Here is a 23,176-nt window from a genome sequence, read left to right as displayed (position 1 = left end):
CCCCTTTAATTGATGTCTATGGTATTACTAAATCTTGACCTTGAGAAATACTGTTTCCAGAAATACCATTTGCTTGTCTAATTTTTTCAACGTTTTCAGCTGAACCGTTACCATAATATTGTATAGCAATTCGGTACAAGTTCTCTTTACCAGTTACAGTATGAGATTCTTGGCCTTGACTTTGATTAGACTGATTGTTTTGGTTATTTTGGGCGTTTTGACCATTTTGCCCATTCTGATTGTTCGCTGCATCATCAGCTGCATTTTGAACATCATCATTGCTTGAATCTGAATTTTGACCGTATTGATTTACGTTTTGATCGCTATTTTGGTCTGGTTGTGAAGCTTGGTTGTTATTAGAAGCGTCATCACTAGCATTTTCATTACTGTCACTATTATCATTATTCGAATTGCTATCATCATTTGAACTATTAGATGATTTATCACTATCATCGCTTGATTGTTTATCTTCATCTGATGATTTATTAGATTTATCGTCTTCTTCTTTATTTTTTCTATCTTTTTCAGCTTGCTCGTCAGCTTTTTTCTTAGCATCGCTATTTGTCTGAGATGTCTTTTCTGCTAATTCTTTACCATTATCATTATTTGTACCGTTTAAATATGTGCCTAAGAATATTGCTAAAGCACCAAGTATCAATATTGCTGCAACGATTGGTATAATGGCTTTTTTAAACTTGTTTGAACCATCACCATTTCCATTACCGCCGTTTCCGCTTCCGCCATTTGGAGGTGTTCCTCCACCACCAGATGCTCCGGCTGCACCGGCTGCACCTGTCGCTCCTGCGGCACCAGCTGCTGCACCTTTCTTCTTATTAGAATGATCTTTATTATCTTTCTTAGAATCTGTTTCAGCAGCACTATTATTTTTAGAATTAGCTACTAAACCTGCCGCTCCAGCTGCTCCAGCGCCTACAGCAGCCGCTCCAGCTGCTTTTTTCTTATTAGAACCTTTATCTTCTTTATTTGTATCTTTAGATGTTTCGTCTTTATCCTTTGGAGAAGCATTTCCAGATTGAGAAGATGTAGCTGCGCCAGCCGCTGCTGTTCCTGCAACTTTACCTTTTTTGTTTTGTTTGCCTTTTTGATTTTTATCGTCTGTATCTTTTTCAGGTTTATCTGTTAAAGATTTTTTAGAATTTTTGTTTGCATTTACAGCGCCCGTTGCTCCTGCAACTCCAGCAGCGCCTGCTGCTGCACCTTTATGATTCTTATCTTGCTTTTGTTCAACTTGATCAGTGCTTTTATCTGTTTCTTTAGGTTGTGAAGCTTGTTTTTGCGCTTCTTCTTTTCTTCGTTGTCTTCTTAACGCGCCTCTTGGAGGATACTGTTGTTTGTCTTTCTTTTGCTGTCTATTTTGTTTTCTGCTTTCTTTCCGACTAGATTGATTATCTTGATTATTTTGATTCTCTTTAACATCTTCTTGAGAATCATTTAGTTCTTGATCTGCTTTGTCTTCAGTTCGCTCTATCGGTTGACGACTTTTCTCGAATTCGTCTTTGAAATTATCTTTAGACAATAAACTCACCTCTTCATTATCTTTTTAAATTTATATACTTAATATTTAGTATACTTTATTATATCCCTGTTCAACTTACCAAGTAAAGCAATCCTATTAAAATATTGCATTTAATCTTTCTTTGAATGTGGTCTTCTGTTTTACTTCTTTTTTATTTGGTTCATTTAGCAATTCAACATTCTTACAATTGTCACAACAATGATTATCTTGTTTCACATATTCATCAAAATACTTTAATAAATATATTCTTCGGCATGATTCTAGCCTTATATAATTTAATATGTAACGATAAGCATTAAATTTTTGTTCTTGTTCTTTTAATATTTTTTGCTTTAATTGTTCCATAGGATATAACTCTAAAAGGAACTGAATATTTCTAGAAAGTTCCTCATTTATTTGATACCCTTCTTCAAACAAATTAAGCACATCAATATCTAAACTATTTTCATTTGCTAAATGGTTCAATATCATTAAATCTCTATCTGTATATAAACTGATTGCTTGAGATGGTCTACCATCTCGTCCAGCTCTCCCCACTTCTTGTACATATTTTGAAGGAGAAGTTGATAAATGATAATGGATTACCGTTCTTACATCTTGCTTATTAATCCCCATTCCAAAAGCGCTGGTAGCGACAATAATTTTAATATCATTATGAAAAAATTGTGATTGTACAGTGGTTCTTTCTTGATAATCCAAATCCCCATGATATATCCCTGTTAGATAACCTGCTTTATAAATTTTTTCAGCAAGCTCATGACATTTTTTCTTTGAAGAAACATAAATAATTGTAGGACCGGTTTTTTTAATTTCTTTTAACAACCAATTCTCTTTATCGTCTTCGCTCGAAAAATTAAAATGATGATACATTATATTTTCACGATTTAAACTTTCTTTGTGTAACTTGAACTTTCTATTTGTGATTTTTTCAATGTCGTTAAACATCTTATCTGTTAATGTAGCCGTTAATGCAATTACTTGAGCATCATTGAAATAATTTGTAACTTTTGAGATTAATGCATAGTGAGGTCTAAAATCGAATCCCCATTCACTTAAGCAATGTGCTTCGTCTATTACAATATATTTTAAAGATAAATTTCTAAAATGATTAAAATTATGATTTTCACATATAAATTCAGGACTACAGAAAATAAATTGATATTTGTTTAAATTGCGAAATACTTCGTCTTTTTCTTCTTTAGAAAGTGCTGAATGAATGGCGATAACATTTTTTTCGCCATTTATTTTCATTTGAGCTACTTGATCATCCATCAAAGAAATAAGGGGTGAAATGACAAGAACACTACCTCCAGTAATATAAGCAGGCAATTGATAGCATAAACTTTTCCCTGCTCCTGTAGAAAGTATGCTTAATACATCATGTCTATCTAAAATATATTGTATCGTTTCTTCTTGACCATTTCTAAAATCATCATAACCAAAATATTTTTTCAGTTCATCTTTTAACATAGATTTCCTCCATTGCATAAATAACGTACATTAATTTAATTTCAAAGTAACTTAAATTTTCAAGTTTCTCATAATAATATTTTAAATTTTGGTTAGGCTTTTCTTCAAATACTTCTATAAAATTGACGTAAGTTTCGTCATCTATGTATAGAGATTTATCGATTAAATAACCTTTAATATACATTTCAATAATGTGATCGTGTATTGTATGAGTCTTCACGTTTTTTAATTCTGCTAATCTTTCAATATTCGTTGTCTGATTTAATAATTGAAAAGTTGTTAAAGTTTGATAATTTAAACTGGCTTCAAATTTAATTTTCGATAAAATCGGATATTTCTCGCTATTTTCTAAACACTTTTGAATATATTGAAATTCTTGTATTAATTGTGACTTTAACTCTAGTACAGGAATATGTTCAAGAAGTGATATTTGTTCTATTGTGTAGGGCGTTTCACCAAATCCTGTCAATAAATAATGTACGTATACGGTATTAAATTCATTTTCTATTTCTTCTAATAATTCGTAAATTTCATTTATAAATAAATCGAATTTATCATTTTTAATAAATGTGTATAATTCTTTTGCCTTGAATTGAATAGATTTATCATTGATAATTGGTTGATAGAAGGAATGGTCATGCTTTTTATGACTAACCATTTGTATAACCAATAAAATCGTTTGAATTGTTTGATAAGCTTGTTCATAAAAAGTGTTGGCTTTAATTGGCTTATATTGTGAGTATGATCCATTTTCTATAATCGATTCAAAGTGATGATATTTTAAATTTGGTAAACAACCATAATAGAGTTTAAGATGTTCAATTGTAGCATCAAAATATGTTTGGTGAGACTTTTTACCGATAAGAATATTATAAATACTTTTATTAGTTTTGAGTTCGTGTTTCATAGAGAGTGTTTTCATTATTATCTCTTGCAATTAAGTCACCTCATTTAATATAAAAATGTTGAAAAATATACATGTAATCACTAAAATAGTTATGTATAATAAGTGTAGCATGTTTTTTAAAGGAGGCGAAAATTTTGGCTAAATACACTATAGTAGATATGGATACATGTATTGCTTGCGGTGCATGTGGTGCAGCTGCCCCTGATATATACGATTATGATGATGAGGGTATCGCCTACGTAATATTAGACGACAATAAAGGAATCGAAGCTGTCCCAGAAGAATTACTCGAAGATATGGAAGACGCTTTCGAAGGTTGTCCTACAGATTCAATTAAAATAGCAGACGAACCGTTTGATGGAGATGCGCTTAAATTCGAATAATATATATAAGAGTATAAGACTTAAATGTCTTTCTCAAAAATAAATGAACTTAGGATAATAAATCCTTACTCAAAATAAAGTTCCTAACCTGTTTTCGTTAACGGGTTAGGAACTTTTATTTATGTTTTTGAATTAGGGTTAATCCAATAAGAAGCGTCTAAGCTTCCCTCAAATTTCTTACACATTAGAACCATATACTATGGGACAGAAATCTCCTACTAGTAAAAAGCTGAGACATTTATTTCTGTCTCAGCTTTTCTTATTTGTTTTCTATCTTGTTATTGTTTTCAATTTATCAAATATCAATATATAGATGATTGCTATGATGACACCTTTGATGATATTAAAAGGTATAATACCTGCTGATACGATTGCTTTTAAATTGTGTGCTAAATCTGCAAGGTTCATTATTTGGCCATATAGTGGCAATAATACGAAGTAGTTCAATACGCTCATTAATATCGTCATCAATATAACACCTATTGCCAAACCGTACATCATGAATAATTTAGACTTTTTCATCTTATAAAAATAGTAAGTTGGAAGTATTAAACATACAGAAGCTAAAAAGTTTGCTGTATTTCCAATTGGTTCATGAGATACAATTAAAAAGTTAAAAATATTTTTGAATAGTGCAACTAAAATTCCTGAAACCGGACCGAATGTGAATGTCGCCACTAAAACGGGAACATCACTAAAATCCATAGTTAAATATGGTGGTAAAAATGGTAAAGGAAATTTTAAAAACATCAAAATAAAGCTAATTGCGATTAGCATACTTACCGTTAGTAAGCGCTTAGTTTTGTTATCGTTAGACATAATAACTCCTCCCATTCATCTCGTTAGAATAGGAGGAAAAGCAATAGCTAAATAAACCTAGCGCGTGCTAGATTATTCCTCCATCTTCTCCCATCCAGACTTTTACTGTCGGCCTTAGATTTACACTAAGTCAGCCAATATGAAATTAATCACATTGGGTCGCGGGCTATTACCGCCGGTATGGAATTACACCAAACCCCGAAGATGAATTTTTATTTAATTTTATTTTACGATTATATCTTAGCACATTGCTAAGGGATTTTCATCAAATTAACTCATAAATATTTTATTTTGGTAAAGTGATTGTAAATTCTGTCCCTATTTGTTCTTTACTTTGCACATCTATACTACCTTCATGGGCATCTATTATTTTTTCAACAATAAATAATCCAAGGCCAGTTCCGTATTTACCTCTCGTACGAGAAGTATCCACTTTATAAAACCGATCAAATATTTGTTCTAAATGCTCTTTTGCAATGCCGACGCCTGTATCTTTAACCTTGATTTGTACATAGTCTTCTAGACTATCATCAAATATAACGTCGATGCTATCTTCTTCGTGTGTGTACCTAATAGCATTATCTATTAAGTTTGTTAAGACTTGTTCTATTCTATCAACATCGCCATACCAAGTGTTGCCATCACCTACATGCTTAACTGAAAGTTTTAAATTATTTTCAATAGCTTGAGGCTTGAATTTTGTATCTATTTTATTAATTAATGTCGTGATGTTAAAGTCAGCCAATGAAACTTTAATACCTTCTGCGTCCATTTTAGCTACTTCTAATAATTCATTGACTAGACGGCTTAATCTTTTCGATTCATCTAAAATAATATACAAGAAATCATCTACATCTTTTTTCTCTGTTACAACACCATCTACTATTGCTTCAGTATAGCCTTGTAACATAGATATAGGCGTTCTTAATTCGTGTGAGACACTTGCTATAAAGTCTTTCTTCATTTGATCCATATGATGTTCTTCTGTCATATCTCTAATGATAATGACGATACCTGATGACCCATCAATTTGAATACTTTCAATATAAGTAGATATTACGACATAATATTTATGTCCTAATTCATATTCGAAAAATTGAGTGTTCTTCTCTTTAAAAGTAACATTTCTTTGTTCACTCATATCTTTGTTTTCAAAGTCTTTTAACTCATTTAAGAATGCGTCCGCTTTTGAGTTTGAAATAATAACTTCATTTTTATCATTGATACCAATGACACCATCAATCATTGAATTGATTAATTTTTCTTGAATATTGTTTTTAGACTTTACATCTTCTATATTTTTTCTAATATCTTTACTCATCTTATTAAATGCTAAACCTAGTTCACCTATTTCATCTCTCGTATAAATAGGTACTTTTTCTGTGTAATGACCTTTCGCTACTTTAAAAGCAGCATATTTAAGTTGAATAAGTGGTTTAGTAATTCGAGTTGAAAGAAAGAATGCAAATACTGTGCTGACGATCAATAATATGATAGCAGCTATCAATATACTTAACGTAATCACTTTTTGCGTTTCTTTTATTGAATTGATATCTTGGAATAAAAATATACCCGCGTTATCACTTTGAAATGCTTGAGAAGGATAACCTAGTAAGATATAACGATGATCTTCACCGTTAACAGTTAGCTTAATTTCTTTTAAAACATGTTCATTGCTACGAAATACTTTGTTGAATGAAGGGTTTTTTCTTATTTCATTAATCATTACCCCTTTTAAAGGATCTTCAGATTTTTCTTGTAAATCTTTTTTGTTTTTAATGATAATGAGTCCTGCTGGGTCTTCTACAAGCTCTCTTGCATAATCAATCGTGGAATCTTTTTCATGTGTATTTAGCATTAGTCGTTCAATTTTAGCTGCATTATTATATAAGTTTTCACCAATATTAGAGGTGTTGTAAGATTGGATAAATGTGATTAAAAAGCCACTTAATAAAAGTAAAACTGTCGTTACTATTAATATAATAGATAACCACAGTTTTACAACGACACTATTCAGCCGTCTCATTATTCAGGCGCCTCAAATTTATATCCAACACCCCATACAGTATGAATCATTTGAGCAGCTTCTTCAGATACACGATTTAGCTTTTCGCGTAATCTTTTTACGTGTGTATCTACAGTACGTAGGTCTCCGTAAAATTCATAATGCCATACTTCTTTAAGGAGTTGCTCACGATCGAATACTTTATCAGGTGATTTCGCTAAATATAATAATAATTCATATTCTTTAGGTGTTAAGTTCACTTCTTTTTGATCTGCTAATACACGATGAGCATCATTATCTATAACTAGATTTTCGAATACGATAAGGTCTTTAGCAGTATTTGATTGATTGACTACGGCATGATTAGTTGTTCTTCTTAATAAAGCTTTAACTCGTAAAACTACTTCTCTTGGCGAGAATGGTTTTACAATATAATCATCTGCTCCAGATTCAAAACCTTCGACTCTATTATTTTCTTCACCTTTAGCAGTTAGCATAATAATAGGTGTAGATTTAGTTTCTCTTAGTCGTTTACATACTTCAATACCATCTAATTCTGGCAACATTAAATCTAGTAAAATACAATCATAATCTTCGTTTAAAGCTTTATCGATTGCGACTTGACCATTTTCTGCTTCATCTGTTTCGTACCCTTCTCTTTCAAGGTACATTGTTACTAATTTACGAATTCTATCTTCGTCGTCTACAACTAAAATACGGTCTGTCATTCTTACAAAACTCCTTTCTAGTCTAGCAATATTATGCGTAAGAATGTAATCCTGCTACGATTAAGTTAACTGCGATTACATTAAATAGAATGATAGCAAGGCCGCCAACTGCTAGCCAAGCAGATTTTCTGCCTTCCCAGCCTTTACCTAATCTTAAGTGTAGGAATATTGCATAATACAAGAATGTAATGAGTGCCCATACTTCTTTAGGGTCCCAACCCCAATACCTACTCCATGCCATCTGTGCCCAAATACTAGCAAATAATATACCGCCTAAAGCAAATAAGGGGAAACCGATTATAACTGAACGATAACCTATTTCATCCATAAGCGATAAATTAACGCGTTTGGTTAATGGTTTTATTAAGCTAAATAAAGTTCGACCTTTGAAAATCAATCTTAGTATACCATAAAGGATTGTACCTATAACAATAGACCATATTACAGTGTTTAATTTTTGAGCATTAATAACTGCAGGTAGTTCAATTTTAGACCATTTTAATATATCTGTACGCTCTTTAGGTTCATAATCACTACCGGATACATGATCAACTAGCAAACTATCTTGTTGTGTAACAAAAGCTGGAAGATGATAATGTTGCACTGAATTACTATCATTCTTATCAATAAAGAAATAAGTGTCATCATAACCAGCGATATCTTTCATGACAACAGTCGTTAAAATAAATCCAATAACAATAACAACGAAATACATAATGACTTCAACAAAGAAACTATGTATAGATTTTTCTTTTGGACTTACTGCTGCTAATAAGTATATTAATCCTGCTACACAGCTAATGGATAAAATACCATAAGATATAGTTACCGTAATAACGTGTATAGCTAACCAACTTGATTGTAAAGCTGGTATTAATGGAGATACGTCTCTTGAGAACATACTTGCATAAGCAATAAGCAACATTGCAATTGGTAATACGAACAATGCAAGAACAGGCGTTTTATAAATAGAATAAATGACTAAGAAGCCACCTACCATCATAATGCCAAACATCGTCAAGAATTCGTACATATTACTTACTGGGGCATGTCCTGCTGCTATCCATCTCGTTATAAAATAAATGATTTGTAACACAAATCCTACTATCGTTAACGTTACACCAATCTTTTCAGCTCGCTTTTTTGAAGAACGAACTGAAAATGAAAATGGCACAACTGCAACAAGATATAAAATAAATGCTGAATATAAACTGATATTACTTATATTTAATATTAAATCTTTATCCATTGTTTGCCTCCTTGCTTTCATGTGAATCTTCTTTTGTATCAACTATATGTTGAATATTATGTTTGTCTAGAACTTGATTGATTTCTTTACTAAATCCATAATAGTTCTTATTTGTATGGCCGGCAATATTAAATTCACCGTCGTTAGCGCTAACCCATACACGTCTATGGTTAATATACGAACCAACTGCTAAACCAATTAAGAATATGATGAAACCAGTTAAGAGAATAGGAAGCGTTAAGTCTTTTTTAACAGCTAATACTGTAGCCCATTGATTAGTAGCATTAGCAAATTTTACTTCATATTGATTATTCTCAGAAATATCTTGAGACTCTTTAATTCTTAAGAAACTAAATTCTGGTTTCTCACCTTTTTTATTTACTTCAAACACAAAAGCAGGATTGTTTGGATTTGGTGTTTTCGTTGCTAGTACACCATTTTCTATTTTTTCATAATCTGGTGCATAACTACGTAATTTAACTGTGTAGTCATTGCCTACTTTATATTCTTTCTTAGGGTTATCCAAATTAACAGTGAATGATTCACCTAATTCTTTTCCATCTTTCGTTTTTAAATTGAACGTCATTTCTTTAAGCAATGAATTATCAAAACTACTTTGATAAAACTGTAAATTATCGTAAGTCAACGGATGGTTTACTTTGATAGAATCTGATTTAACTTCTTTTAAGTTTGCATCTGAGCCGATAACATCCTGTTTACTATTTTTATATAAAGTAGCTTTCGTTTCATAATTTTTCGCTATTTTATTTAGACTTGGATCAATAGATTCAGGATTTGTATTTGCTTGAGATTTTTGGTCGTATTCTTCATAGATAAAGTCGTTGTTTTTCATATAATATTCTCTATCTGTACCTGGGACAGGTTTTGTTTCACCTTCTTTAATGTAGACCATCTCATCTAAATAAAAGCCAGGTAAGAAGCGGAGCATTGCACCGAATAATAATATGATTAATCCTAGATGGTTAATGTATGGCCCGTATCTTGATAGACGACCTTTTTCGAGCAATAGATTATCGCCATCTCTTTTTACTTTGTATCTTTTTTCATTAAAAGATTTGCCTAATGCATCTAAATCAACTTTATCTTTAGTAGACATGTATAATCTTTGGCGTTTAAAGAAAGTGATATGCTTCTTAGTTCGTTGTTTTTTTAATGATTTATGTAATGGGAGGCCTCTATCTATACTTGAAGTTATGATAGAGAATGCAACTAAGCCCAGTAATATTAAAAACCACCATGAACTGTATAAATTATGAAAACCTAATTTATAGTATAGTAAACCTAGTGAACCATAATGTTCATAATAATATTGTTCGGGATTTACGTTCATTGGGATAAAATATTCTTGTGGGAATATCGTACCTATTGATGCTGCAATCACGGTAATAACTAGTAATGTGACCCCTGTTTTTATTGACGCGAAGAAATTCCAAACGCGATCCAATAACGTTCTGTTTTTAGTTTTAGACCTTATGGCTTGTCCATCGTATCTCATAACGTCTGTCGTTTTTTTCTTATCGTAGTCGTCGTTAATTAATCGACCACAGTTTAAACAAAGCTGAGTTCCTTCAGGATTTTTGAACCCACACTCACAAACGATTTGCTTGTTACTGTTACTCACCTTTAATCCCCCTCTACTTCACTTTGACCGATTCCATCTCTTTAATGATTTGTTTTTTCGAAAGTTCACCAGTATGTTTTGATTTCACTTTACCATCTTTATCAACTGTTATTGTTGTAGGAAGTGGGTTCACACCGTACGCATCAGTAACTAAATTATCGTTATCCATAGCGACATTAAATGTTGGTGTTTCTTTTAATGAACTTAAATATTGTTTAATTTGTTGTGGATTGTCTCTAACGTGAATAGCTACTACTTCTACGCCTTTATCCTTATATTCTTTATATTGATTTTCTAGCTCAGGCATTTCACGTTTACATGGTTCACACCATGTTCCCCAAAAGTTTATTAAAACTCCCTTACCTTTAAAATCTTCAAGGTTAACTTTTTTACCATCAACTGTTTCTAGCTCGAACAACGGCGCATCATCACCTACTTGAGCCACTTTATCTTTATCTTTTGAAAGACTAGACCATACTGTAAAAACGATTGCTATTAATATTAGAGCTGTAATAACAATTTGCAGTATTTTCTTTTGTTTCCTTTTCATTTAAAAATCCTCCCTAACACAATAAAAAACCATACATATAATATGTTATGGTGTTTTGTTTAGTATATCATGACTAAATACTAGTTTAGTGGCATAATTGTGAACGTTTTCAGCTTATTTACCATCTTGCGCTAGATGTCTTAATACTTTAACCTCATGCGGTGTCAAGGTTCTGCCCTGTCCAGCATTTAAACCTTTTAAATTTAAAGGACCGTACTCTACTCTAGATAATTTAGTTACTTCATGTCCGAAATGACTAAACATTCTTCTAACTTGTCTATTTCTACCTTCAGTTATTGTGATTTCTACATGTGTAACATTTCGGTCTCTATCTTGACTCTTAACTTTTATTAATGCTGGTTGAGTCATACCATCTTCTAACTTAATGCCTTTTTCTAACTGTTTAACCTCTTCTCTTAAAAGGTATCCTTTAAGTTTAGCTATATATTTTTTCTTTATTTTATATCTTGGATGAGTCATTAAGTTTGTGAATTCCCCATCATTAGTCAGAATTAATAAACCTGAAGTATCGTAATCTAATCTTCCAACAGGAAAAATTCGTGTTTTTAAATCTTTGAAATAATCTGTTACAACAGCGCGCCCTTTATCATCAGAAACGCTTGTAATAACTTTAGTTGGTTTATGGAATAATATATATAACTTATCTGGCATTTCAAGAGGAATCCCCTCAACTTCAATGTGATCAGTTTCTTTCACTTTAGTACCAAGTTCTGTTACACGTTCATGGTTAACTGTCACTAAACCTTCTTCTATTAACTTTTCAGCTTTTCTACGTGAAGTATAACCGCTTTTTGCAATAACCTTTTGTAATCTCTCTAATTCTTCGCTCATTATGATTGCTCCTCATTTTCTGATTCGTTCATGCTACTAAAGAATAAATCCATTTCTTCTTGTTCATTTTCATCATTTGTTGTCTTAGGCAAATCATCTAAAGATGTTAAACCGAAAACATTTAAAAAGTATTCAGTTGTATATAACAATTGGCTTCTTGATTGTTCATTATGCTTTGACTCTATTACACCTTTAGCAATTAACGTTTTTACTGAAGCATCAGAATTCACACCTCTTATCACTTCTATATCACTTCTTGTAACAGGCTGATTATAAGCAATAATCGAAAGTGTTTCTAAAGCTGCTTGTGATAATTTTGTGTTTACATTATCCAACATTAATTGCTCTAAATATGGATGCATAATTGTCTTCGCTGTTAATATACACTTGTTACCATAAAAAATAATTTGTAATGTTTCTCTCTCATATTCGCTTGCTAAATCTTTAAGTTGTGACGGTGTAATTTCTAATAACTCACATAATTGATTAACTTCAATTCCTTCATCACCTAAAGAATATAACAATCCTTCTAATAATCCTAATTTACTCACTGACATAATTGACGCCTCGATTTATTGTTATTTCTCCAAATTGATGTTGTTGAAAAACATCAATTTGTCTTAATTTCATCATTTCTAATACTGCTAAAAACATTGTGACTAATACCGGTATTGATAAATCTGGTGGTAACGCTTCGAAAAAATGATAACTTTTCTTATTTGAAAGTTCTTCTCTTATTTTAGAAGTTGCCATTTCAATTGTATAAGAATCTTCGTTAACTGTAACATTTTGTGGCTGATTAAAACGTTGTCTCTTTTTAGTCCGTTGATATGCAATGATTAAATCTGTCATATTTAAATCTAACGGCGCTCGTTTATCATGAACAGCTTCAAATTTCGATAAATCAGCTGGCTTCTTCACAAAAATTTGTTCTCTATCATTTTTCTTTTCATTTAACAATTGCGCATATTCTTTATAGTTTTGATATTCAATCAATTGTCTTACTAAATCTTCCCTAGGGTCATCTTCTAATTCATCAATATCGGATGGAGGTGTTGGTAATAATAATTTACTTTTAATCATTAATAATTCTGAAGCCATTACTAAATATTCACTTGCTACATTTATTTCTAATATTTTCATTTGATGGATATAACTTAAATATTGCTCTGTTAATTCCTTCATTGGAATATCATAAATATCTATTTCGTATTTTTGTATCAAATGAAGTAATAAATCTAAAGGACCTTCAAAGGCATCGAGTTTTACTTCATACATTTAAGACTTCCTCTTTTCTATTCCTTTTACGTGCATAAACCTAAAAATTATTATAACATGATTACGTATAAAGATTCTATGCTGTGAGGGATTTATGATGGAAACAAATATTATGGAATTTCATTATCATTTCCATGTGTTAAGACATTATTTTGAGTGTCACGATATTTTAGAAGAACACTGGAAAGAACAAGATAAATTTAGTAAAAATGACCCAATCGTAAGTTTAATATTATTTTCAACGGCTTGTTACCATTATCGCCGCGGAAATGTTAAAGGTGCACTTAAAACTTACCAAAAATCTTTACAAATAGCAGAACTAAATGACCAATTCGATCATTTAGGAATAGAAAAAACACAATATATATCGGTTGTTAATTCTCAAATATTGCGCATCCAACAAAACAAATCATATCAAAATATACAATTGCCTCTAACTTCTGCTTGTTATCAAGCGCTAGAAAGTGCATATGATGATTTTACATTTAATTATGATGAGCAAATATCAGATTATATTAAACACTATCATTTATTAAGAGATCGTACAGAAGTTATTAATAGTCGTAATTTAGCATATGAAAATCGACATGCTAAACGATAAATAACCAGTATACGCTCCCCCATATAAGAATAAAGGCAACTAAAATAATAAGTGTTATGTACTTATTAGATTCATTATTTTTATTTTGTTTACTCAATTTTCATTCTCCTTTTTAGCTCTTGGGTGATAATTTAAATACATGTCTCGTATTTGCTTTTTAGAAATGTGTGTGTAAAGTTGCGTAGTAGATATGTCTGAATGACCCAACATTTCTTGAACCGCTCTTAAATCTGCACCATTTTCTAATAAATGTGTAGCAAATGAGTGGCGTAATGTATGTGGTGTTAAAGTTTTAGTAATACCTTTCTCTAGTCCAATTTTTTTAAGTATTTTCCAAAAACCTTGTCTTGTTAATTGAGTTCCGCGTGCATTTAAAAATAAAATATCTGTAACTTGTTTTTTCAAAAGGTTAGGTCTTACTTCTTGGATGTAAACACGCAATAATTCCATTAAATGCTTACCAAGCGGAACAATTCTTTCTTTATTCCCTTTACCGAATACACGTATAAAGCCCATTGTAAGGTTAACATCTTCAACTTTTAATTCTATTAATTCTGTTACTCTGACCCCAGTACCATAGAGCAGCTCTAACATTACCCTATCTCTCTCATCTCTAGCATTTGTTATATGACTAAATGTTAACAGTTGATTCACTTCTTCTTCACTTAACACATCAGGCAATTTTTGTTCATATTTTGGGGTCTCTATTAATATCGTTGGATCTTTTACTGCGTATTTTTCTCTAATTGCGAATTGATGGAAGCTTCTTATTGTCGCAGCTAATCTCGCAATTGTTTTAGAAGACTTTCCATCTTTCTTTAATTCCGCGAAATATTTTTGTATGACGATACGATCTATATTATCTATATGACTAATTTTATGTTCATTCAAATATTCATTATACTGTGACAAATCACGATTATAAGATTGTATCGTATTTTGGCTTAATCCTTTTTCTAATCTAATAAAATCTATAAATTCATTGATAATTTGCTCCATGTATTCACCTCATTGTTGAACTTATTTTACCATAAAAAAAGACATCACTAAAATTTGTGTTAAACACCTTTTAGTAACGTCAGCTTAAAAGATTAATCTTTTTTACATCTATGGCAAATACCATGAAAAGTTAATCTATGATCTAAAATTTTAAAGTCGAATTCTTTCTCTACACGTTTTTCTACATCTTCTAATAAATCTTCTTCAATTTCATCAACTGCTCCACATTCCATACATACCATGTGATGATGGAAATGCTTCGCTCCTTCTTTCCTTAAATCAAATCTTGCTACCCCGTCCCCAAAATTAATTTTGTCGACTACTTTTAATTCTGCTAATAATTCAAGTGTGCGGTAAACAGTAGCTAAACCTATTTCAGGCGCTTTATCTTTTACTTTAAGATAAACGTCTTCTGCGCTTAAATGATCAGATTCATTCTCAAGTAATACTCTAACAGTCGCTTCTCGTTGTGGCGTTAATTTATAGGAAGCTTTGTGTAATTGCTCTTTTACACGTTGAATACGTTCTTCCACGGTGACACCTACTTTCTTAAATAAAATCATTATCAATTAGAAACATTTCGTATACTAAATTACCAATAATTTTATAAAAAAGCAAGCGAAAACTTTGTATTATTTAGAATGATTATAATTTAATAATAAATATTGAAACGCAATCATTGTTTTTGCATCTTCAATTTTTTGAGATAACAATAAATTTTTAACTTCTTCAATTGTATATTTTTTAATATCTAAAAATTCATCTTCATCTAACTTCATTTTTCCTTCAGATAAATTATCAGCTAAATAGATGCTTATTTTCTCATTACAGAATCCAGGGCTTCCGTAAACTTCACCTATTAATTCTATGTCTTCTGCAATATAACCAGTTTCTTCTTCTAATTCTCTCAATGCAGCACTTTTTCTTTCTTCACCTATCTCCAATTTACCAGCTGGAATTTCTATTAAAACTTTTTCCATTGCTTTTCTAAATTGTTCTACTACTAATACTTCTTTTTCAGGTGTTATAGCTAACACAGCTACAGCTCCATTATGTAAGACAACATCTCTTGAGCTCGTTTCACCATTAGGTAATTTGATTTCATGTTTTTCTACTTTAAAAATCTTACCTTCGTAAATTAATTCTTTACTGATTGTATCTTCTGTTAACTTCATTCGAGCGTGCCTCTTTTCATTTAAATAATTAATCTGATAAACTTAATATATAAAGTGTAGCGAAAGGAGCTTCAATATGCAAAAAAATACTTTAAAAAGTGGTATAGAAATATCAGAAGTTGGCTTAGGTTGTATGAGTTTAGGTACAGATGTTGAACATGCTGAAACAATTATTGACGAAGCAATTAACCAAGGAATAACTTATTTTGATACAGCAGATTTATACGATTATGGTGAAAATGAAAAAATAGTTGGTAGTTTGCTGAAAAAATATCAAAATAACAGTGATATTGTTATCGGCTCAAAAGTAGGTAATCATTTTGATAAAGAAACAAAAGAACATCATTGGGACCCTTCTAAAGAGCATATAATGAACGGCATTAAAGATACATTGCAACGCCTAGACGTAGAACAGTTGGATTTATATATGTTACACGGCGGTACAATAGAAGATAACAAAGATGAAACTATTGAAGCGTTTGAAAGGTTAAAAGAACAAGGGTTAATAAGAGCATATGGTATTTCTTCTATTCGACCAAACGTCATTGATTATTATTTAGAAAATAGTAATATCGAAACAATTATGATGCAATTTAGCCTTCTAGATAATAGACCAGAAGCTCTGACAGAAAGAATCAACGATAAAGATATTAAAATATTAGCTAGAGGGCCTGTTTCTAAAGGTTTATTGACTGATAAATATAATAAAGTTTTAGAAAATAAATTCAAAGATGGTTTATTAGAATATAATGCAGATGATTTAACAGAAACAGTTACAAAGTTAGCAGAAGAATTTGATAATCTATCAGCTGTTACTTTTAACTATTTAAAATCATTCGAAGCATTAGGTTCTATTATCACAGGTGCAAGCTCTAAAGAACAACTTATTACAAATATGCAACATTACAATGAAAGTCTTTCAGAAGACCAAATTAACCATGCAAGATCAATTGTTAAGAACTTAGAATATACAAATCATTTAAACTAATAATCTAGCTTATGAACGTATATCTCTTATTAAAATAAAACGCCTCATCCGTTAGTTTTACTTCTCGGATGAGGCGTTTTCATTATAAAAATCTATTACATCTTACTTAAAAAAACTTTTTTAAATATTTTTTCTATTGTTCTTGGCGCTAACTGATAAAATCTAAGTCCAATATCCATCCATTTAGGTTCATTTATTTCTATCGTTTTATTAATCATACCTTTAATAATTTGGTTTGCTAAAACATCAATATCCAATTGTAGAAATTCAGTAGATTCATTGTATGAACCAGATGGATCAGCTTTTAAATGAAATGACGATTTAAATGGGCCTGGATTTACCGTTAAGACATGTAAATCTGGTCTTTCTAATCTTAAGGCGTTTGAAAAGTTTATTAAACCTGCTTTAGAAGCGGCATAATGGCTTGCATACGGCGTTGTTACTTTTCCTGAAATAGACGCAATATTTACAATTGATGCCCCTCTTTTCATGTTTGGCAACAATATGTTTTGTAATAAAATTAGGTTGACCAAGTTCGTGTTGTATATAGCCATAATATCTTCAAAACTATGATTATCATTAGATTTAAAATAACCTAATCCGGCATTATTTATGATGCCATCGTATTTATGATTTAAACTACCCATATTAATAATTTCATTTGAATTATTTAAATCTAATATGATTGTATCTTCAATATTATTATATTTATTTTGTAAAATTTGAGCTTTTTCTTTATTACGAACTATTATTGTAGCTTTTGCGCCGTATAAATTTAAATAATGAATTAGACTTTCTCCTAATGAACCTGTAGCACCCGTCACAATAAAATGTTTACCTATCATAGTTATCACCTTTTTATATGTATTATTATAAATGGTAACACACCTTCTAGTAATTGATTAATATATACCGAATCATTTTTGACATAAAAATTAATTACTTTATAATGAAAATGAAATCCTACGGAAGTGAGTGATTAATAATGAAAATTGTTTTTTATGGTTCAGGCAACATGGCTAACGCAATTTTTACTGGTATTGTTAACAGTAAATCAATTGAGCCGGAGAATATTTTTTTAACAAATAAATCAAATCAAGGAGCTTTAGAAGACTATCATAATTCATTAGGTGTCAGTTACAGTTATGATGACGCTGAGTTATTAAAAGATGCTGATTATGTTTTCTTAAGTACTAAACCTTATGACTTTCTAAAATTAGCTGAGCGTATTAGACCTCATATTAATGCAGATAACAAATTTATCTCTATCATGGCAGGGTTACCTATAAACTATATTAAAGAACATTTACAAAATGATAATCCTATTGCTAGAATTATGCCGAACACGAATGCTCATGTTGGTCATTCAGTAACAGGTATTAGTTTCTCTTCAAACTTCGGCCCTACTTCTAAACAAGAAGTTTTAACGTTAATTGAAGCATTTGGAACTGCTTTAGAAGTAAAAGAAGATCATTTACACCAAGTAACAGCGATTACTGGTAGCGGACCTGCATTTTTATATCACGTATTTGAACAATACGTTAACGCAGGAACTAAGCTTGGTATCGAACAGTCTCAAGTAGAAGAATCTATAAAAGAACTTATCATCGGTACTGGTAAAATGATAGAACGCTCTGACTTAAAAATGGATCAATTGCGTAAAAACATTACATCTAAAGGTGGAACGACACAAGCAGGATTAAATGCTTTAAGCAATCACGATATAGAAGCAATTTTCACCGATTGTTTAAATGCTGCTGTAAAAAGAAGTATAGAATTAGCTGAAGCAGATGAAGATAAATCTTAAAGTGATAATTCTTTAAAAAACGCCAATTCGTTAGTTCATAACTTAACTAACGAATTGGCGTTTTTAATTATTTTATGTGCGTGAGAGCTTATACTTGATATGTTTCATAGTCATTAACAAAGTTAAATTTATGGTGTGTTATTTTGTTAATTTCTTCTTCAATTTCTTCGATTTCTTCTATCTCATATCTATTTGATAAATGTGTGAACAATGCTCTTTTTACATTAGCTTCAGTCATTAAAGATAAGACGTCATCTATGTGGCTATGATAATAATCATTAGCTAGATTCTTATCACCTTCTATATATGTTGTTTCATGAACAATAACATCTGCATCTTTCGCTAAAATCAGTTCATTTTCACATGGCATCGTATCACCAAAAATTGTGATGACTTTACCTTTTTTCTTTGGCCCTTTAAAATCTTTAGACTGATAAGTTTGGTTGTTATAAATAAAGGTTTCATTAGCTTTAACCTCTTGATATAACGGACCAGGCTCCATACCGAGTTCTTTCAATTTATTAACGTCTAGCTTACCTTCTATATCTGGAGCGGTAATTCTATATCCGACTGATAAAATGCCATGTTTCAATGGTAAAGCTTTTATGTGAAAACCATCGACGTTTAAATCTGTATCAGTATTAAATTCATTAATCGTTATTTGATAATTTAAGTGGGATTGAGAAATTTCTAATACTGTATTTATAAATTTAGATATTCCTTTAGGACCTACTATCGTAAGAGGTTTATCTTTTCCACCTTGGAAAGATCGACTTGTTAATAGTCCAGGTAGACCAAATATATGATCTCCATGTAAATGTGTAATAAAAATATGACTCACTTTACCTAGCTTAATACCTGTATGTAATATTCTATGTTGTGTAGCTTCACCAACATCAAATAGCCATATTTTATTTTCTTCAGGTAGGCAATTAAAGGCAATAGATTGCGTATTTCTCTCTTTGGTCGGTAAACCAGCACTTGTACCTAAAAATGTAATCTCCATCGTCTTCCTCCTAACGACATTATTATAACACGTCTTTTAAATTTATATTTATAAAAAAATAATTTCGAGTATACTAATATGTATAGTAATATTTCAATTATAATTTTGATAGTTCAAATTGAAGAATATCAAGAAGTATCATGTTATAATAAATGATATTGCATAAAGATAAAAAAGTCAGAGAATCGAGGTAATCAAATTGGCAACTGAAACTAAAAATATACCATGTTTAATTACAATATTTGGGGCGACTGGCGACTTAAGTCACCGTAAACTTTTCCCATCTATTTTTCATTTATATCAACAAAATCAACTAGACGAGCATATTGCAATCATAGGTGTTGGTCGTAGAGATTGGTCTAATGAAAAGTTCAGATCAGAGATTAAAGCTTCTGTTCAAAAGCATGTTCAAGACACAAACAAATTAGATGAATTTATGGAGCATGTATTTTATCAGTCCCATGATGTTAATGATGCTACAAGTTATCAAGAGCTTTTAGAATTTGCGAATGACCTAGATTCAAAATATGAACTACAAGGAAATCGTTTGTTTTACTTAGCAATGGCACCTCAATTCTTTGGAACAGTTACAGATTTCCTAAAATCTTCAGGTTTAACAGAAACAGATGGATTCAAAAGACTTATCATTGAAAAACCGTTTGGTAATGATTTAGCATCTGCTGAAGATTTAAATGAACAAATAAGACGTTCATTCAAAGAAGAAGAAATATATAGAATCGACCATTACTTAGGTAAAGATATGGTTCAAAACATAGAAGTTTTAAGATTCGCTAATGCGATGTTCGAACCATTGTGGAATAATAAATATATATCAAATATTCAAGTTACTTCATCTGAAGTACTCGGCGTTGAAGATCGCGGTGGATATTATGAAGACAGTGGTGCATTAAAAGATATGTTCCAAAACCATATGTTACAAATGGTTGCTTTACTAGCAATGGAACCCCCTATCAGTTTAAATAGTGAAGATGTTAGAAATGAAAAAGTTAAAGTCCTTCGTTCTATTAGACCTTTAGACGAATCAGAAGTTAAGCAAAACTTTGTTCGTGGACAATATGATAGAGGACAAATAGACGGAGAACAAGTTAAGAGTTATCGCGAAGAAGATAAAGTAGCCGATGATTCAAATACCCCTACATTTGTAGCCGGTAAATTACTAATTGATAATTTCAGATGGGCTGGTGTACCATTCTTCATAAGAACAGGTAAACGTATGAAGAAAAAAGGAATACAAGTTGTAGTAGAATTTAAAGAAGTCCCAATGAATTTATATTATCAAAGAGATTCACAACTTGAATCTAATTTACTTGTTATTAACATTCAACCAAATGAAGGTTTATCATTACACTTAAATGCTAAAAAACAAGTTCAAGGTATTGAAACAGAACCTGTTCAACTTTCTTATTCGATGAGTGCTCAAGATAAAATGAACACAGTTGATGCTTATGAGAATTTAATTTTTGACTGCTTAAAAGGTGATGCAACAAACTTTACGCATTGGGAAGAATTAAAAGCTACATGGAAATATGTGGATGTAATACAAAATGTATGGGACAATGATAAAGCCCCATTCCCTAATTATAGAGCTGGCACAAATGGCCCAATTAAGAGTCAATTATTGTTGTCAGTCGATGGATTTAAATGGTGGGACGATATAAATTAATCTTTCTACCCACAGGAGTGACTGAACTTTGGAAGTAATTAAAGATTTACAAAGAGTGATTGTTTACATAGAAGACCATTTATTAAGTGATATTAGTTTACAAACTTTAAGCGATTATGTAGATAAATCCCCTTTTCATATAAACCAAACTTTTACTATGATAGTAGGTATGACGCCTTTAGAATATCAATCAGCAAGAAGAATGACCGAAGCGGCCAAGGATATTTTAAGTGGACACACAAGGATATTAGATATAGCTATGAAATATGGTTATCGTGATGCAAACTCTTTTGCACATGATTATAATGCTTATCACGGTATCAGCCCACTACAAACAAAGACACATCAATCTATGCTTAAAATTAAAAATCGAGTTTCTATCAAACTTACAGCTACTGAAACAGAACCTTTAAATTATACTTTACAATATAAAGATGATTTAAATTTAGTAGGTAAAAATTATCATTATCAAGCAAGCGAATTAGATAACCATTTTCTTGTACCGGATTTATTGGAAATGTTAATTGAAAATAAATATGTCGAAGATTTTATTAGGTATAATGACGTTAAACCAAATCAACTTTTTATTATACGAAGACCACTTCTAGATGGTTTAGAAGTTTTCGTCGGTGTACCAAGTGATCGTTATCCAGGGCATTTAGATAACTATTACTTACCTAGTCATCATTTTGCTACTTTTAATTTACAAGGCGAATTGGATTTCGTCGTAAGTGAAGCATGGCACCATATTGAAAATCAATGGCAATTAAAAATGCCTTATTTACATGATGACTTTTATGTTGAAGTATACCCACTAGATGTTAACTTTGATCAAGAAAGTACTAAAGTACAATTATGGATACCTATTGATTACGAGAAATTAGATTAAATATAGATAAATAAAAGCAGTGAAGAAAACCCTATTATTATAGGAATTCTTCACTGCTATTTTTATATACTGTTATTGGATTAAAATTAAGTACGACATATACATAGGTGCTTTTTTATGAAGTGCAGCCATCGTTATTGGATTTTCTAACTCATTAATCCAAGTAGACACACCTTTATTGGATTTTCTAACTCATTAATCCAAGTAGACACACCTTTATTGGATTTTCTACTTCATTAATCCAACTACACACACTCTTATTGGATTTTCTAACTCATTAATCCAAATAGACACGCTTTTATTGGATTTTCTAACTCATTAATCCAACTAACCACACCTTTATTGGATTTTCTAACTCATTAATCCAACTACACACGCTTTTATTGGATTTTCTAACTCATTAATCCAACTAACCACACCTTTATTGGATTTTTACTTCATTAATCCAACTAACCACACCTTTATTGGATTTTCTAACTCATTAATCCAACTACACACACTCTTATTGGATTTTCTACAGTCAAGTCCATATTTATGTGTAATATCTTTAGAAGTAATCAACCTTTGGTTTTTTAGAATGTATTAACAAAATAAATCTGTTTGATTT

The 23,176-nt window shown here is 31.0% G+C and carries 23 protein-coding genes and 1 riboswitch; of the genes, 6 read left to right on the top strand and 17 right to left on the bottom strand.

The features are described 5' to 3' along the window. Window positions 1–16: 16 nt before the first annotated feature. The 3 genes from LQ682_RS11645 to LQ682_RS11635 all read right to left on the bottom strand — a co-directional run bounded on the left by LQ682_RS11645 (window position 17) and on the right by LQ682_RS11635 (window position 3,944). Entirely contained in the window at window positions 17–1,537 is a 1,521-nt protein-coding gene (locus LQ682_RS11645; RefSeq protein ID WP_167543689.1) for a LysM peptidoglycan-binding domain-containing protein, read from the bottom strand. 96 nt (window positions 1,538–1,633) lie between these two features. Then, window positions 1,634–3,007 carry a RecQ family ATP-dependent DNA helicase gene (locus LQ682_RS11640; protein ID WP_239724320.1) on the bottom strand — a complete coding sequence of 458 codons (1,374 nt, stop codon included), beginning with the start codon at window positions 3,005–3,007 and terminating at the stop codon, window positions 1,634–1,636. Continuing rightward, the gene (locus LQ682_RS11635) at window positions 2,994–3,944 is read right to left on the bottom strand and encodes a helix-turn-helix domain-containing protein (RefSeq protein WP_239724319.1); all 951 of its coding nucleotides are present in this window, start codon (window positions 3,942–3,944) and stop codon (window positions 2,994–2,996) included. Before LQ682_RS11635 ends, LQ682_RS11640 begins: the two co-directional genes overlap by 14 nt. 104 nt (window positions 3,945–4,048) lie before the next feature. On the opposite strand from LQ682_RS11635, the gene LQ682_RS11630 reads away from it, so the two are divergent. Next, window positions 4,049–4,297 carry a ferredoxin gene (locus LQ682_RS11630; protein ID WP_016999149.1) on the top strand — a complete coding sequence of 83 codons (249 nt, stop codon included), beginning with the start codon at window positions 4,049–4,051 and terminating at the stop codon, window positions 4,295–4,297. Window positions 4,298–4,567: 270 nt separating this feature from the next. Here the strand turns inward: LQ682_RS11630 and LQ682_RS11625 are convergent, their stop codons facing one another. The 9 genes from LQ682_RS11625 to LQ682_RS11585 form a co-directional block, all read right to left on the bottom strand. Next, window positions 4,568–5,116, bottom strand: coding sequence for an ECF transporter S component (locus LQ682_RS11625; protein WP_016999148.1), 549 nt, complete (start codon window positions 5,114–5,116; stop codon window positions 4,568–4,570). Window positions 5,117–5,194: 78 nt separating this feature from the next. Beyond that, window positions 5,195–5,326: riboswitch (FMN riboswitch) on the bottom strand. 76 nt (window positions 5,327–5,402) lie between these two features. Then, window positions 5,403–7,142 (bottom strand): ATP-binding protein, encoded by a 1,740-nt coding sequence (locus tag LQ682_RS11620; protein WP_239724317.1) that lies wholly within the window; start codon window positions 7,140–7,142, stop codon window positions 5,403–5,405. Then, window positions 7,142–7,849: a response regulator transcription factor gene (locus LQ682_RS11615; RefSeq protein WP_016999146.1), complete on the bottom strand. Its 708-nt coding sequence runs from the start codon at window positions 7,847–7,849 to the stop codon at window positions 7,142–7,144. Before LQ682_RS11615 ends, LQ682_RS11620 begins: the two co-directional genes overlap by 1 nt. A gap of 31 nt (window positions 7,850–7,880) precedes the next feature. Continuing rightward, complete coding sequence (gene ccsB, locus LQ682_RS11610) at window positions 7,881–9,098, bottom strand: c-type cytochrome biogenesis protein CcsB (RefSeq protein ID WP_016999145.1); 1,218 nt, start codon at window positions 9,096–9,098, stop codon at window positions 7,881–7,883. Further along, window positions 9,091–10,740 (bottom strand): cytochrome c biogenesis protein ResB, encoded by a 1,650-nt coding sequence (gene resB, locus LQ682_RS11605; RefSeq protein ID WP_239724315.1) that lies wholly within the window; start codon window positions 10,738–10,740, stop codon window positions 9,091–9,093. Before resB ends, ccsB begins: the two co-directional genes overlap by 8 nt. Before the next feature lie 13 nt (window positions 10,741–10,753). Continuing rightward, complete coding sequence (gene resA, locus LQ682_RS11600) at window positions 10,754–11,290, bottom strand: thiol-disulfide oxidoreductase ResA (protein ID WP_016999143.1); 537 nt, start codon at window positions 11,288–11,290, stop codon at window positions 10,754–10,756. A gap of 114 nt (window positions 11,291–11,404) precedes the next feature. Continuing rightward, entirely contained in the window at window positions 11,405–12,142 is a 738-nt protein-coding gene (locus tag LQ682_RS11595) for a pseudouridine synthase (protein ID WP_016999142.1), read from the bottom strand. Beyond that, a complete protein-coding gene (gene scpB / locus LQ682_RS11590; protein WP_016999141.1) occupies window positions 12,142–12,699 on the bottom strand; it encodes an SMC-Scp complex subunit ScpB in 558 nt (185 codons plus the stop codon). Before scpB ends, LQ682_RS11595 begins: the two co-directional genes overlap by 1 nt. Next, window positions 12,686–13,420, bottom strand: a complete 735-nt coding sequence (locus LQ682_RS11585; protein WP_016999140.1) for a segregation and condensation protein A — start codon at window positions 13,418–13,420, stop codon at window positions 12,686–12,688. Before LQ682_RS11585 ends, scpB begins: the two co-directional genes overlap by 14 nt. A 97-nt stretch (window positions 13,421–13,517) precedes the next feature. Between LQ682_RS11585 and LQ682_RS11580 the strand changes: the two genes are divergently transcribed. After that, window positions 13,518–14,021, top strand: coding sequence for a DUF309 domain-containing protein (locus tag LQ682_RS11580; RefSeq protein WP_064211260.1), 504 nt, complete (start codon window positions 13,518–13,520; stop codon window positions 14,019–14,021). Window positions 14,022–14,114: 93 nt separating this feature from the next. Here the strand turns inward: LQ682_RS11580 and xerD are convergent, their stop codons facing one another. From xerD to LQ682_RS11565, 3 genes are all read right to left on the bottom strand, one after another. Further along, complete coding sequence (xerD, locus tag LQ682_RS11575) at window positions 14,115–15,020, bottom strand: site-specific tyrosine recombinase XerD (RefSeq protein ID WP_016999137.1); 906 nt, start codon at window positions 15,018–15,020, stop codon at window positions 14,115–14,117. 92 nt (window positions 15,021–15,112) lie between these two features. Then, window positions 15,113–15,553 carry a ferric iron uptake transcriptional regulator gene (gene fur / locus LQ682_RS11570; protein WP_016999136.1) on the bottom strand — a complete coding sequence of 147 codons (441 nt, stop codon included), beginning with the start codon at window positions 15,551–15,553 and terminating at the stop codon, window positions 15,113–15,115. Between the two features lie 99 nt (window positions 15,554–15,652). Next, window positions 15,653–16,195, bottom strand: coding sequence for an NUDIX hydrolase (locus LQ682_RS11565; RefSeq protein WP_103269565.1), 543 nt, complete (start codon window positions 16,193–16,195; stop codon window positions 15,653–15,655). Between the two features lie 76 nt (window positions 16,196–16,271). On the opposite strand from LQ682_RS11565, the gene LQ682_RS11560 reads away from it, so the two are divergent. Next, window positions 16,272–17,183 carry an aldo/keto reductase gene (locus LQ682_RS11560; protein WP_064211258.1) on the top strand — a complete coding sequence of 304 codons (912 nt, stop codon included), beginning with the start codon at window positions 16,272–16,274 and terminating at the stop codon, window positions 17,181–17,183. Between the two features lie 95 nt (window positions 17,184–17,278). Here the strand turns inward: LQ682_RS11560 and LQ682_RS11555 are convergent, their stop codons facing one another. Further along, window positions 17,279–18,028 carry an SDR family NAD(P)-dependent oxidoreductase gene (locus tag LQ682_RS11555; RefSeq protein WP_016999133.1) on the bottom strand — a complete coding sequence of 250 codons (750 nt, stop codon included), beginning with the start codon at window positions 18,026–18,028 and terminating at the stop codon, window positions 17,279–17,281. 140 nt (window positions 18,029–18,168) lie between these two features. On the opposite strand from LQ682_RS11555, the gene proC reads away from it, so the two are divergent. Beyond that, complete coding sequence (gene proC, locus LQ682_RS11550) at window positions 18,169–18,990, top strand: pyrroline-5-carboxylate reductase (protein ID WP_016999132.1); 822 nt, start codon at window positions 18,169–18,171, stop codon at window positions 18,988–18,990. Between the two features lie 88 nt (window positions 18,991–19,078). On the opposite strand, the gene rnz is transcribed toward proC, so the two are convergent. Continuing rightward, entirely contained in the window at window positions 19,079–19,996 is a 918-nt protein-coding gene (rnz, locus tag LQ682_RS11545) for a ribonuclease Z (protein ID WP_016999130.1), read from the bottom strand. A 199-nt stretch (window positions 19,997–20,195) separates the two neighbouring features. On the opposite strand from rnz, the gene zwf reads away from it, so the two are divergent. Next, on the top strand, window positions 20,196–21,680 hold the full coding sequence (gene zwf, locus LQ682_RS11540) for a glucose-6-phosphate dehydrogenase (RefSeq protein WP_016999129.1): 1,485 nt from the start codon (window positions 20,196–20,198) through the stop codon (window positions 21,678–21,680). 28 nt (window positions 21,681–21,708) lie between these two features. Next, window positions 21,709–22,569: a helix-turn-helix domain-containing protein gene (locus LQ682_RS11535; protein WP_064211255.1), complete on the top strand. Its 861-nt coding sequence runs from the start codon at window positions 21,709–21,711 to the stop codon at window positions 22,567–22,569. The last annotated feature ends 607 nt before the right edge of the window (window positions 22,570–23,176 follow it).

Source organism: Mammaliicoccus sp. A-M4 (genome assembly GCF_022386955.1).
GTDB lineage: Bacteria > Bacillota > Bacilli > Staphylococcales > Staphylococcaceae > Mammaliicoccus > Mammaliicoccus lentus.
The sequence above is the reverse complement of the archived record's forward strand: the minus strand, read 5'-3'. Positions and strand labels throughout refer to the sequence as shown.

What these genes read in the sequence shown, in the direction of transcription:
- LQ682_RS11585 (WP_016999140.1), bottom strand. Translation starts at nt 13,420, where the DNA reads ATGTATGAAGTAAAACTCGATGCCTTTGAAGGTCCTTTAGATTTATTA.
- LQ682_RS11615 (WP_016999146.1), bottom strand. Translation starts at nt 7,849, where the DNA reads ATGACAGACCGTATTTTAGTTGTAGACGACGAAGATAGAATTCGTAAA.
- LQ682_RS11595 (WP_016999142.1), bottom strand. Translation starts at nt 12,142, where the DNA reads ATGAGCGAAGAATTAGAGAGATTACAAAAGGTTATTGCAAAAAGCGGT.
- rnz (WP_016999130.1), bottom strand. Translation starts at nt 19,996, where the DNA reads ATGGAGATTACATTTTTAGGTACAAGTGCTGGTTTACCGACCAAAGAG.
- xerD (WP_016999137.1), bottom strand. Translation starts at nt 15,020, where the DNA reads ATGGAGCAAATTATCAATGAATTTATAGATTTTATTAGATTAGAAAAA.
- LQ682_RS11565 (WP_103269565.1), bottom strand. Translation starts at nt 16,195, where the DNA reads ATGAAGTTAACAGAAGATACAATCAGTAAAGAATTAATTTACGAAGGT.
- LQ682_RS11580 (WP_064211260.1), top strand. Translation starts at nt 13,518, where the DNA reads ATGGAAACAAATATTATGGAATTTCATTATCATTTCCATGTGTTAAGA.
- scpB (WP_016999141.1), bottom strand. Translation starts at nt 12,699, where the DNA reads ATGTCAGTGAGTAAATTAGGATTATTAGAAGGATTGTTATATTCTTTA.
- LQ682_RS11555 (WP_016999133.1), bottom strand. Translation starts at nt 18,028, where the DNA reads ATGATAGGTAAACATTTTATTGTGACGGGTGCTACAGGTTCATTAGGA.
- proC (WP_016999132.1), top strand. Translation starts at nt 18,169, where the DNA reads ATGAAAATTGTTTTTTATGGTTCAGGCAACATGGCTAACGCAATTTTT.
- LQ682_RS11620 (WP_239724317.1), bottom strand. Translation starts at nt 7,142, where the DNA reads ATGAGACGGCTGAATAGTGTCGTTGTAAAACTGTGGTTATCTATTATA.
- LQ682_RS11625 (WP_016999148.1), bottom strand. Translation starts at nt 5,116, where the DNA reads ATGTCTAACGATAACAAAACTAAGCGCTTACTAACGGTAAGTATGCTA.
- LQ682_RS11560 (WP_064211258.1), top strand. Translation starts at nt 16,272, where the DNA reads ATGCAAAAAAATACTTTAAAAAGTGGTATAGAAATATCAGAAGTTGGC.
- ccsB (WP_016999145.1), bottom strand. Translation starts at nt 9,098, where the DNA reads ATGGATAAAGATTTAATATTAAATATAAGTAATATCAGTTTATATTCA.
- LQ682_RS11640 (WP_239724320.1), bottom strand. Translation starts at nt 3,007, where the DNA reads ATGTTAAAAGATGAACTGAAAAAATATTTTGGTTATGATGATTTTAGA.
- resA (WP_016999143.1), bottom strand. Translation starts at nt 11,290, where the DNA reads ATGAAAAGGAAACAAAAGAAAATACTGCAAATTGTTATTACAGCTCTA.